The organism is Vibrio sp. 10N.222.54.E6, assembly GCF_041473955.1.
GTDB lineage: Bacteria > Pseudomonadota > Gammaproteobacteria > Enterobacterales > Vibrionaceae > Vibrio > Vibrio tasmaniensis_A.
Genome location: NZ_JBFRTD010000020.1, coordinates 90,805 through 102,835 on the forward strand (window position 1 = coordinate 90,805; position 12,031 = coordinate 102,835).

Consider the following 12,031-nt stretch of genomic DNA (forward strand, 5'->3'; position numbering starts at 1 on the left):
GATCTCTCCAGAATTCGTTTTCAATGCAAGTGACAGGTGTGTTTGCACCCCAAATTGATATAAAACACTCGCATAGACGTTCAACTTGCCTTTATTATGGGGATGAAGAATTTTGATTCAAGCCTAATTCGTTTGGAAACGTTATGAAAAAGCCATTTGAAGTCATCGCCATTATTGGTAAACCTCGAGATCAGCAAGCAATTCAGACTCATAGAGAGCTCTATCAGTGGTTAAGTACTGAGGGTTATCAAGTGTTTGTGGATGACAGACTCGCTACAATTTTAGACGATATCCCACAAGAACATTTTTCTAGCCTAATTGAATTAGGTAAACGCGCCGATCTCGCCATTGTGGTGGGTGGTGACGGAAATATGCTCGGTGCCGCTAGAATCTTGTCACGTTTCGATATTTCAGTGATTGGCGTAAACCGAGGTAACCTAGGTTTCCTTACCGATCTTAATCCTGAAAACTTCCAGAGTGCGCTTACTGATGTACTCAAGGGTGAATTCATGGAAGAAGAGCGCTTCTTACTTGAAACTGAAATTCATCGTCATGGCCAAATAAAAAGCCACAACGCCGCACTCAACGAAGCAGTACTTCACCCCGGTCAAGTCGCACATATGATCGAGTTCGAAGTGTATATCGATGACAGCTTCGCCTTCTCACAGCGTTCTGATGGCTTGATCGTCTCAACACCGACAGGTTCAACCGCCTATTCGCTTTCTGGTGGTGGTCCTATCCTGTCATCAAGCTTAAATGCAATTTCATTAGTACCAATGTTCCCGCACACCCTTTCAAGCCGCCCACTGGTAGTGGATGGAAAGCGTCGTATCAAGCTGATCGTATCGCCTGATAACCGCGGCACTCAAGAAGTCAGTTGCGATGGCCAAATCTCGCTACCGGTTTCCCCTGGCGATGAGATCCACATTTACCAAAGCCCGAATGTACTCAAGCTGATCCACCCTAAAGACTACAACTACTACCATGTTCTACGTAACAAACTAGGCTGGTCGAGTAAGTTGTTCTAAAAGAATAAAAGCTCCAGAAGTAACCGAATTATGAAAGGCTGACGACGTTCGTCAGCCTTTTTTATTGCCCATAGAAAGCCCGTAGGCTCTCGCTTCTCTGCAATTCCTTATACCTCCACTCCCGACAGGGAGGAACAACTGAGTTGGGAATCTACTGCGGTTTCAGTGATCTACAGACAACCTCAATTCTGAGATCTGTCGCAAAAAAATTTCACCCACCGACTTTACTGTATAAAGAAACAGTATATACTGGGATTATATACAGTATTGTTCAGTTATACAGGTAAATAAAAATGCTGGCTCATCTAAGTGTTAATAATTTCGCTATTGTTAAGTCTTTACAGCTAGAACTCTCTAAAGGCATGACAACAATCACCGGAGAAACTGGTGCGGGTAAATCTATCGCTATCGACGCTTTAGGCTTGTGTCTTGGAGGAAGATCTGATGCAGGAATGGTTCGACAAGGTGAAGAAAAAACCGAAGTCAGTGCCGCTTTTTTACTTGAGAACAATCTGCATGCTACCCGCTGGTTAGAAGACAATGAACTGCTTGATGGCGGTGAATGCATCCTACGCAGAACCATCTCTAAAGAAGGTCGCTCTCGCGCATTCATCAACGGCAGTCCCGTGCCTCTTTCACAATTAAAATCGCTTGGACAGCTGTTGATCAACATTCATGGTCAGCACGCGCACCATCAGTTGATGAAAAGCGATTACCAAATGGCCATGCTTGATCAATACGCAGGTCACTTGAACCTATTGAAATCGACACGTAATGCTTACCAAGCCTGGCGACAAGCCGATAACCACTTAAAAGAGTTACGTGAAAATAGCCAGCAAAACCAAGCTCAAAAACAACTTCTTGAATACCAAATCAAAGAGTTAAATGAGCTGTCTATTGGGGAGGAAGAATATGAAGACCTCGAACAAGAGCATAAGCGCCTCTCCAATAGCGGAGAACTGGCCACAACCTGCCAACAAGCTATCGAGCTTATTTATGAAGGCGAAGAAGTTAATGCGCTTGGTATTCTGCAATCGGCCAATAACTCCCTGATTCAGTTAGCGGAGCTAGATGAAAGATTGGCTGAGTTACCAAACTTATTGTCTGAAGCCATTATTCAGATAGAAGAAACCAATAACGAGTTAAGAACATACCTAGATGGCATTGATGTCGATCCAGGTCGTATGGCTTACGTTGAAGAGCGCTTCTCAAAAGTGATGTCGATGTCTCGTAAACATCACGTGTTGCCAGAAGAGCTTTATAAGCACCATCAAGACTTATTACAACAAGTTGAAGCGCTTGATTGCTCTGATGAAAAATTGGAAGAATTGGCAAACGAGGTAGAAAACCAATACCAGTCGTTCGTGGCTAAATCAGAGAAGCTTCATAAATCTCGAACTCGTTACGCAAAAGAACTCAACAAGCTGATCACGCAAAGCATGCATGAACTGAGCATGGAAAAAGCGCAGTTTGCCATTGAAGTAAACAACACCAACACACACCCTTCTCCATTAGGTATGGATAACGTGACCTTCATTGTTTCGACCAACCCAGGTCAACCAATGCAGCCCATTGCTAAAGTGGCTTCTGGGGGCGAGTTATCACGAATCTCACTAGCGATTCAGGTGATCACAGCGCAAAAAGTGGATACACCAAGCCTGATTTTCGATGAAGTCGATGTGGGTATCAGTGGACCAACCGCTGCGGTTGTCGGAAAAATGCTACGTAAGCTGGGCGAATCTACGCAAGTTATGTGTGTAACGCACTTACCTCAAGTGGCAGGTTGTGGACATCAACAACTGTTCGTTGCAAAGAACACGAAATCAGGTAAAACCGAGACTCAAATGCACACGCTTGATGAACAACAACGCGTTTCAGAGCTTGCTCGACTGCTTGGTGGCAGCCAAATTACCGAATCGACGCTTGCCAATGCAAAAGAGTTATTAATCGCAGCATAGGTTACATATTCAGCAACTTTCTGATAATTTACCGAAAATTCTTGGCAATTTTGCAACTTAATTCAAAATTGCCAGTCATAACAAGCTCAAAGCGCAAGGAGCTTTTTACTTCTTGCTGGAGCTTGTTTATTATCAGGCAGTATTTTAGCGAAGAAAGATCTCAAACTATGCGAATTAAAAAGTGGTTAGTTGCAGTTCCACTTGCACTAACAATGTTGACCGGTTGCTCTCTACTAGAGAAGTTGGTTTATCGAATTGACATCAATCAGGGTAACTATGTTGAACAAGAAGCTGTCGATCAGCTCAAGTTTGGCATGACAAAAACACAAGTTCGTTACGTTATGGGCTCACCTATGCTTATCGAAAATGGCTACCCAGATACGTGGTACTACATTTACCACCACCAAAAAGGCCATAACGACCCTATCCAGAAAAACCTTGTCGTGAACTTTGATGCCACTGGCACTCTAGTAACGATCAATGGTGATTTTGAAGCCAGTGATGAGTTCTTCGAAAGCCTTCGCTAGCTTTCAGTCAACAAAGCTCTCAGCTGATAAAGCTTTCCAGTCGACAAGGTATGAATCGCAAAAGCCTGCTCACATGAGCAGGCTTTTTAATATCTGCTAACAAATTAGCTGCGTGTCTAACCAACAGGCACAAAAAAGCTCGCCAACATTGCGAGCTCTCTTCTTAGTCGAATTTTTTTAGCACTACGATTTAGCTGCGGCTGCTTTCGCTTGCTCAGCACGCTTACGGCGGATCTCTTTTGGATCGGCTAACAGTGCTCGGTAGATTTCGATACGATCTTTATCGCGAACCGTCGCATCTAGCTTAACGTTGCGGCTGAACACACCAACCTTGTTTTTTGCTAAGTCGATCTCTGGGTATAATTCCAAAACGCCAGACTGCGCAATGATCTCTTCAACGGTCGCGTGCTTGTTTACTACTAAAGTAAACACACGCTGTTCATGCGGAAGTGCAAACACAACCTCTACGTGGATCATATCCGATTCAATAGTCATGGCTTAGTAGACCTGTTTCGCGCGTTGAGTAAAAGCACTGACCATATTACTCGTCAGCTCATTGAAAACCTTACCAAATGCCATTTCAATCATTCGGCTAGAGAATTCAAACTCTAACTTAAGCTCAACCTTACACGCTTGCTCATCGAGCGGAGTAAAATACCAACCACCCTGCAGCTTTTTGAACGGGCCGTCCACCAGCTCCATCAAGATCTCAGCGCCATCCGCTAAGCGGTTAGATGTGGTAAATGTTTTACTGATACCCGCTTTAGAGACATCAACCGAAGCCACCATAGTTGAATCTGAAGATTCGATCACACGTGAACCAGAACACCCTGGCAAAAACTCGTGATAACGAGCAACATCATTGACCAAGCTGAACATCTGGTCGGCACTAAACGACACTAATGCTGAACGAGTAACCTTTGGCATATAGACTCCTGTTAAAGACAGCGTTACATTAACACAAACTGCAATTTTAATTGTATTGGGCCAGAGCGCAAATAAAAAGGATTCCCCAACTAGGGTGCAATCCGTATAATGAGGCCATTATGGCAAAGAATAAATCAAAATCAAAAGCCGGTAGTAATACCATTGCGCTTAATAAGAAAGCTCGCCACGAATATTTCATCGATGATGAGATAGAAGCGGGGCTTGAGCTACAAGGCTGGGAAGTAAAATCCCTACGTGAAGGCAAAACCAATATCGCAGAAAGCTACGTCTACATCCGAGACGGCGAAGCATTCATCAGTGGTATGACGATCACTCCGCTAACTCAAGCGAGTACTCATATCGTGGCGAACCCAACACGCATCCGTAAACTACTAATGTCGAGAAAAGAACTCGACAACCTTATCGGTCGTATTAACCGTGAAGGCATGACGCTTGTCGCAACCGCACTTTATTGGTCTCGCTCTTGGGCGAAGATTAAAGTTGGCGTAGCGAAAGGTAAAAAGCTGCACGATAAACGTACTGATATGAAAGAAAAAGATTGGGCGAGAGATAAAGCACGAATTATGAAGAGTAATTTGCGTTAATTTTAAGCACTTAAACGCACAGTGCTAGACAGGCAAAGCTTTTCTGGTACTATGCAAATAACACTTGGGGCTGATTTAGGATTCGACAGGAATTTTGAAGTCTGAGGTGCATGCCGTGGGGCGGTTGGCCACGTTAAAAGCCGCAAAAAAATAGTCGCAAACGACGAAAACTACGCACTAGCAGCTTAATAACCTGCTCAGAGCTCTCTTACCCTAGCTTCCGCTCGTAAGACGGGGACCAATAAGAGATCAAACCCAAACTAGCTAGCGCGGATTCTCCCACCTGAGAGGAAAAGCGCGAATAACAATTCAGGTTAGCCTTTAACTAGCGTGTCGGTTCGCAGGTTGCTGGTGAAATTAAAGATCGACTAAGCATGTAGTACCAATGATGAATGATTTTTGGACGCGGGTTCAACTCCCGCCAGCTCCACCAAACGTTTGGAAAGGGCCAACTCGAAAGAGTTGGCCTTTTTTTTATTTTATAGTCATCAATTATGCTATCGGTACTAAACGCGCTACCTTTCACTCACAGGGTGACGCACGGTGTAAAGTGCTTTTGATTCCCATGACTTTAGTTTCGAACCATCTCATACGTTTCAAAGTCAGTATTTCCAATTAACTTTTGTGTGGCATATTTGATCTACTTACGTACAGCCATCACCTTACCCGCACAGATAATCACTAATCGCAGAAGAACTTAGCCACAGAACGAATAAAGGCTGGTATCCACCTTCTTGCAATGCCTCTTTAAAGCCAAAGGCTTTGATTATCCCCTGCAAGGTATAAAGTTATATATATCCCTTTGTTGGGATAGCACGGCCAATATCCTCTATGGGGATCAAACCTCATAATATGAAATGACAACTTGTGATTTATAGCCCACAACAATTAGCCAGTACTTCATTGCTAATACGCAAAAAATAAATGGACTCAGTTCGAAGTGGCAAAGAGAGTCGCATAAAGCAAGCTACCATTTCTAACTTTGAAACTAGACCAGATAAAGCCACGCTCTCTACCATGTTTAAAATCATTCAAGCCTTAGATCTGACAGTAAAGGTTGAAACAAGAAGTGAGAGCAAGACAATGTTGTAATGCCTTTGTATTACACACAATACTTGAACGACCACCTTAAGGTTCCGATAGAGAGTTAGCCATACTTTAGGTATCTCAAAGCCCCATGGCTTTGAGTTTTCTATTGTTCTTTCATTACATAAAGTAAATCACATTAGACTTTTAATAAGATCGCCAAGTTTGTAAGCATAAAAGCTCACTACTGTAGACTTTTATGTGATAACTCAATGTATTCACCATAAAAGTGAACTTTAATAGACTTTTATTTAAAATCTACGTATAAATAATTTAAAAGTCTACTAAGACATACTTTATTGCATCATGCTATATGGAGGTTCTATGGTTAAGAAAGTAAAAGCAACTGAGTCACCAGATCTAAGCCAGGTGTTCACACCATCACTACTTGGTGAGGCGATCAAAGCAAAAAGAACTCAAAGTAAAATCACCCAGCAAGATGCAGCATTGCTTTCTGGTGTTTCAAAACAAACCTACATAAAAATTGAACAAGGCAGCTCCGATATTAAACTAACCTCTTTAATGAAAGTTGTGTCTGCTCTAGGAATAAAGATATCGATACAACCATGGCAAGACTTAGATGCTTCAGTCTCATCACAGGAGAAAGGTAATGACGTCTGGGTCTAATCAATACATCCTCGATATAGTCTATAGCCAGCAAGTCATAGGCAAACTATCACTGAGTAAAGAAAGTGATGCTCTATCTGTAATCTACAAGCAAGATTGGATTGATAATGGGTTTCCCATATCGCCACACCTTCCATTTAACTCTGATATACCATCAGTCAATATCAGGAGGTTCTTACAGAATTTGCTCCCTGAAAATAAAGGGTTAGATTATTTGATCGACTTTCTTGGCGTATCACGTTCAAACGTATTTGCACAAGTTGGTGGTATTGGAACAGATACATCAGGTGCAATGATGTTCTTATCTGAAGGTGTTTCTCCAGTTCAAACTGAAACCTCTTTCAACCCAATCAACGATAGTGAATTAATTAAGAAACTATCTGACCCTGAGCTTTGGTATTTAGAAATATGGGAAGGAAAACCAAGACTATCAGTAGCGGGGGTTCAATCTAAGCTCAACGTTTTATCTATCGATGGAAACTTAGGGTTTGGAGAGGGTGAACTATGCTCAACTCATATTGTGAAGTTCGAAAAAAATGACCAACAACACCTTGTCATAAATGAATTTGTGACGATGAAGTTAGCGAAGCTAGTTGAACTAGATGTTGCTGATGTTGAGTTGCGGTATTTTGACCAATTTCCAGCCTTAATTGTAGAGAGATTTGATCGAAAGCTATTTAGCTCAACAAGTGTGAAACGAAGGCATATGATCGATGCCTGTCAAGCTTGTAACCTAGGTGTCGATAGAAAGTATGAACGAAACTTAGGTAAACAAAGAGATGTCAGTCATATTCGTGATGGTGTCAGCTTCACCCGACTTTTTTCGGTAACAGAGCAATGTGAAAACCCATTAGCGGCAAAACTAGCGATCCTAAAGTGGGCAATGTTCAATCTCTGCATTTATAACGCAGATGCACATGGCAAAAACTTCAGTTTCTTTGTCCAAAAATCGGGCTTAACACCAACGCCACTTTACGATCTAGTCAATGTAAGGATGTACCCTGAATTTGAGCAGGATCTTGCGATGGCAATTGGGGATGAATTTGACTCAGATTCTATTAATGCCTACCAACTTGTAGAGTTTGCTGACGATTGTGGTATTTCACCAAAATTGCTTCAACAGAGCCTAGTAAAGATCGCAAATGACATTATAAACAACATTGATGATGCTATATCTCTCGTCACTCCTACTTCTGATTCACAATTACCTTATTTAAACCGATACCGTGAAATCGTTGTGGTTAGATGTAAGCACTTCCTTAAACAATCACCACTCATCACTGAAATTGAGCTTTAACTTATAGATAAGCTATCTAATCAGAATATAGAAAGCACAAAGAGCAAAAGCTCTTTGTGCTTTCTACTTGATAATTAACGCAGCCAGTTCAGTTACTGATGAGGAAGTTGAACCGATAGAAATTAGATAAATTTAGGTGTTACTCCATATCGCCCAGTAAGTAATCTTCATCGCTACTCACTACTGCGCCGTGCTTTAAGAAGTTCTTACCTAGGATCATGCTGTATTCAAAGCGAGAGCGATCTTGAAGGTTTACCCTCACCTCTTTCTCTAGGTCACCCAACTTCACCTTCATTTCTACCACTGGGCGAATGTTCACCTTCTCGCCTTTCTTAGCTTTAATGCGCATTACATCAATCACAGGCTTAGTGAAGTCTTGCTTATCGCCTTGGTTGTTTTGATAGGTAAAGCTCACCATGTCTTGGCCGTCTTTCTTAAATCGTTTGATGTTGACTGCGTTCATTGAGCTTACATCTGCGCCTGTATCCAACTTGGCAGGGAATGTCATGCCGTTGACTTCAACAACCTCGATGTGCCCGACTTTAAACAAAGGCTCCGATTTCAAAAGATAATCAGATCGAGTATTCACATATACCCCATCTTTCGCCATCTTCTTACCTAAAACAAAGTAGGCCTCTTTCTCATTACTGTTAAGTACATCGATAGCAAACTCTTGTTGGCGAACTTTACCAGCGCCCAAAAACTCACCACTTACAACCGGACGAGTATCATCACCGACCTTAAGCTTCTTAATAATTGACTTTGTTATCTTCTGCTTCTCACCATTTACATCTGTAAGATAAAATTCAACAGAAGCCTCTTTGCCTTTACCTGTCATTTCAAAACTGTCGACCTTCAGCAAAGGCGTGTTGACAGTAAATGAAGCAACAGCCTTCATAGGAAAACCATCTAATGTGATATCTTCTTCCGGTGAGATAATCAGTGGCTCAGTCTTTTTCGCGACCTCGCTGAAATTCTCAGATCCTTCAGAAAGAATATTTTCAGCGTTGGTATCAATCATGAAAAGTTCGCTTGCGGTGCTTGTACCAAATCTCAACTGTGACACGCTACTCGAGCGGTCACGTAGGTACACCAGAACGTCTTTGGTTGTGTTTTCATCGAGTTGGACTGGTACATATACCAGAGGTCTCTTTTTACCACTCACGCTTAACATACGAACTAATGGCAGTGTCATCTCTTTCTGTTTGCCATCGTTGTCGAACATATCAAACGTCACTTCACTGTTCTTCTTATCTACGTCGATGTCTTTTGCATGAAGAATACTGTAGCGATTCTTTAAGGAGAAGGTCGCGTTCATCGCCATTCCGGAGATAGACACCACCTCTTTACGGCCAACAACCGTCGCGTTTTCCTGCTCTTGCAAATAGTCGTAACCAGCAAACACTAAGGCGTTGTCAGCAAGAAAGGTTTTGCCGATCAGCACTGGCGCAGAGAAGTGACTTCTGTCCGTCAGGTTAACGTCTGTTTTTAATTCATGGTCCGCAATAGTCAGCGACATCTTAACCGTAGGGCGAAGCAAAGGCGTGCTGCTGGTGCGGCTGCGTATTATGCTGACACGCTCTAAAGGTGCTTCGATTAATACCATGTCACCCGTACGTGGGTTTTGAACCTTGAAAGAGACCACAGCTTCATATTTCGCAAAGGTGCTGCCATCCCAATCATCGTAATCAACATCAGAATTGTTCAACAGGTCTTCGGTTAACGCCGCCATCAACTCTTTGTCTTTGAGATTTTGGTAATCGGGATTAGAGCTCTTCACATGAATGTCTTCCGCATGCATAGAAGTGGTTTCCGCACCGGTATCAATTTTACCAATGAAAGGAACGTCTTTTAGCCCTTGAACGCTAGATAGGTACACGTTCTCAGTACGACCTAATACCGACTTACCATCGAGTTCGTAAGTCGGGTTTTGAGTGGTGTGTGAAGTGTCTGTAGCCAAAGAATATTGTGTAAAAAGTAGAGTGCTTAAAAGAGTTAGAGCCAAAGGTATCTTTTTCATTAGTTGGTCCGTTGTGATCAGTTCACTAATAATACTGGCGATTCGGCAAATAGTTCCCCCACCAGCAATGGTTCTCACATAACGTTAACGCTATGAGTTTTTCGATGACAAACCGATGACTTTGCGCTGCATTCGCTTATCGATTATTGACTAATGGATACCCAACAACCTGTTCAATACTCAGTGTTACATTGGAGAAATGAATACAAAAAAGGCCAACGACAAGCGCTGACCTTAGCTATTCAAAACACACCTGAAGCGAGTTTAACTTGCTAAAACACAAACGGTTCTAGATAAACATAGCACTAAAAAGTCCCGACTGTTTTCTTTGCACAGATAGCTCGAGCTTTTTCTGCGTTCTCACCTTTATTTTTGAGATAGCACTGTCGATAAGATTCGACGTAGCGCTCAAATAACACTTTGGCTTCAGGTTTGGGTTTAGAGAGCAGTTGATTGACGAACTTTCTTGAGCCGACCTCAAAATGCTGAGTATCGATTGGGCTATTCCAATCCCCTCCCCAGATAATAAAGCCATGATGAGCAAACAGCTCCACCACATCTTCTGCCATGCCTCGGCGTTCAATTTCATCACGCGCGCGAAAGCGAGTACGGTTCACATAGCGGGTTGCCGATTGTGATGGCTTGACCGTGATGGTTCCGTTTTTATCGAACTCTAAGAAAGGATTTTGAACTGGGTTGATGTCGATTGCCACACCATAGGCATGTTTCGACCAACCTCCTCCGCCGGTAATAGGACGAGCGTTAAACCCGCTACTGTTGTTCGCGTCCATTGAGGCGCTATCGTCACCTTTAAACTCACGCATTAGGCGAGCGGAATGAAGAGGAAAATTGCGCTGTTTAAGCTCTGAAAAGATTTGTTCAAGAGCTGGCGCAATAACATCAAGCACGATCATATTGCCCTGTTGCGTCTCCCCTTTGAAATTAATGAAATCGAAATCCACCTTAGATAGTCGCTCACAACCAACAGGCGCACCACTACTCAAGACATTGTTCTTTTTCATCATGTCGCATTGCCATTGAGATATAGGGGCAACTTGGGCATAACTCGCAACACTGAGCACAGTGGCCAGCCAGCCGACAATAAAACGTTTCATATCAAAGACTCAAAAATATTAAGAGTGAAAAGTAGCAGAGTTGGAAAATAGCAGAAGTTGGAAAATAGCATATTAAGCCAAGTTGAGCGCACGATTTGTTAGCGCGCTTTATTCCAATAGACAATCTCTCTAACTCGTCCGTTCTGATCCTTGTCAGCTTCTCCACCAACATCAGAAAGTTCAGGTAAGGTCGATAATTGCGGAGCGTAATAGGCAACCAACATAAGTACAAAAGCATCGTAAATATCATCTATCGCGACGTCTTTACGCTTGGTGGTTGAAATGGCCAACGACAAGCCGTCACACCATTGAGGGGCAAGTTGCTGAATAATAGAAAGCCGTTCCTCTTTGCCTTCTTGTGTTCGTTTGGAAAACATCAGCGGTTCGCCTTTCAAAGCTGCAAACACCACCTCAGGGTGTGATTCCCTGATAGAAAGATTGGGATGAGTTTCAATGAGCTCATCAAGCTCGCGGATCTTGGGCACAATTCCCCAAGTCTGTTTAGAAAATTTCTTATCAAGCTGCTCCACATTGGCACTGCACGCCGCAATGTAATCAGTTTGATAAACCGCCTCTCGGCACGGAACAGGAAACACGGAAGAACCACGCTTGCTGGTGAGAAAACGTCTTGCTGCTTTATCGCATAATCTATCTGGAGTAAGCGAATCGCTAAAGCCAATAGGCATATCGATTAATGTTGTTGATTCCGTAAGATCACCAACCAACTCATCGAGCGTATTTTCCACCTTAAACGCAGGTATCTCACTGTCAGAGATAATCCAAGCGATCCAACCGGCCTTGCAGCCATCAATTCCGATGTATTTCATTGTGCTCTCGATGA

11 protein-coding genes and 1 other RNA gene are annotated in these 12,031 nt (G+C 42.8%); 7 read left to right on the plus strand and 5 right to left on the minus strand.

Features of this window, described 5'->3' with window-relative positions; translation table 11 throughout:
• Nucleotides 1-143: 143 nt before the first annotated feature.
• The 3 genes from nadK (at nt 144) to bamE (ending at nt 3,513) form a co-directional block, all read left to right on the plus strand.
• The gene (gene nadK / locus AB4513_RS13070; protein ID WP_009848328.1) at nt 144-1,028 is read left to right on the plus strand and encodes an NAD(+) kinase; all 885 of its coding nucleotides are present in this window, start codon (nt 144-146) and stop codon (nt 1,026-1,028) included.
• Between the two features lie 293 nt (nt 1,029-1,321).
• Nucleotides 1,322-2,986 (plus strand): DNA repair protein RecN, encoded by a 1,665-nt coding sequence (gene recN / locus AB4513_RS13075; RefSeq protein WP_102258213.1) that lies wholly within the window; start codon nt 1,322-1,324, stop codon nt 2,984-2,986.
• Between the two features lie 167 nt (nt 2,987-3,153).
• Nucleotides 3,154-3,513 carry an outer membrane protein assembly factor BamE gene (gene bamE / locus AB4513_RS13080; protein ID WP_009848326.1) on the plus strand — a complete coding sequence of 120 codons (360 nt, stop codon included), beginning with the start codon at nt 3,154-3,156 and terminating at the stop codon, nt 3,511-3,513.
• A gap of 183 nt (nt 3,514-3,696) precedes the next feature.
• Here bamE and AB4513_RS13085 read toward each other — a convergent pair whose 3' ends face one another.
• Together AB4513_RS13085 and AB4513_RS13090 are read right to left on the minus strand one after the other, a co-directional pair.
• On the minus strand, nt 3,697-4,008 hold the full coding sequence (locus tag AB4513_RS13085; protein WP_009848325.1) for an RnfH family protein: 312 nt from the start codon (nt 4,006-4,008) through the stop codon (nt 3,697-3,699).
• Between the two features lie 3 nt (nt 4,009-4,011).
• Entirely contained in the window at nt 4,012-4,440 is a 429-nt protein-coding gene (locus AB4513_RS13090; RefSeq protein WP_004735157.1) for an SRPBCC family protein, read from the minus strand.
• A 119-nt stretch (nt 4,441-4,559) separates the two neighbouring features.
• Between AB4513_RS13090 and smpB the strand changes: the two genes are divergently transcribed.
• The 4 genes from smpB (at nt 4,560) to AB4513_RS13110 (ending at nt 8,055) form a co-directional block, all read left to right on the plus strand.
• Nucleotides 4,560-5,045, plus strand: a complete 486-nt coding sequence (smpB, locus tag AB4513_RS13095; RefSeq protein ID WP_004735156.1) for an SsrA-binding protein SmpB — start codon at nt 4,560-4,562, stop codon at nt 5,043-5,045.
• Between the two features lie 66 nt (nt 5,046-5,111).
• Nucleotides 5,112-5,478, plus strand: a transfer-messenger RNA (tmRNA) gene (gene ssrA / locus AB4513_RS13100).
• 977 nt (nt 5,479-6,455) lie between these two features.
• Nucleotides 6,456-6,758 carry a helix-turn-helix transcriptional regulator gene (locus AB4513_RS13105; RefSeq protein ID WP_009848316.1) on the plus strand — a complete coding sequence of 101 codons (303 nt, stop codon included), beginning with the start codon at nt 6,456-6,458 and terminating at the stop codon, nt 6,756-6,758.
• A complete protein-coding gene (locus AB4513_RS13110) occupies nt 6,742-8,055 on the plus strand; it encodes a HipA domain-containing protein (RefSeq protein ID WP_102258214.1) in 1,314 nt (437 codons plus the stop codon). Before AB4513_RS13105 ends, AB4513_RS13110 begins: the two co-directional genes overlap by 17 nt.
• A gap of 139 nt (nt 8,056-8,194) precedes the next feature.
• Here AB4513_RS13110 and AB4513_RS13115 read toward each other — a convergent pair whose 3' ends face one another.
• The 3 genes from AB4513_RS13115 to AB4513_RS13125 form a co-directional block, all read right to left on the minus strand.
• The gene (locus tag AB4513_RS13115) at nt 8,195-10,075 is read right to left on the minus strand and encodes a RimK/LysX family protein (protein ID WP_102249573.1); all 1,881 of its coding nucleotides are present in this window, start codon (nt 10,073-10,075) and stop codon (nt 8,195-8,197) included.
• Between the two features lie 305 nt (nt 10,076-10,380).
• Nucleotides 10,381-11,190 (minus strand): M15 family metallopeptidase, encoded by an 810-nt coding sequence (locus AB4513_RS13120; protein ID WP_102258215.1) that lies wholly within the window; start codon nt 11,188-11,190, stop codon nt 10,381-10,383.
• A gap of 98 nt (nt 11,191-11,288) precedes the next feature.
• Nucleotides 11,289-12,017, minus strand: coding sequence for a DUF429 domain-containing protein (locus AB4513_RS13125; protein ID WP_102258216.1), 729 nt, complete (start codon nt 12,015-12,017; stop codon nt 11,289-11,291).
• Nucleotides 12,018-12,031: the final 14 nt, after the last annotated feature.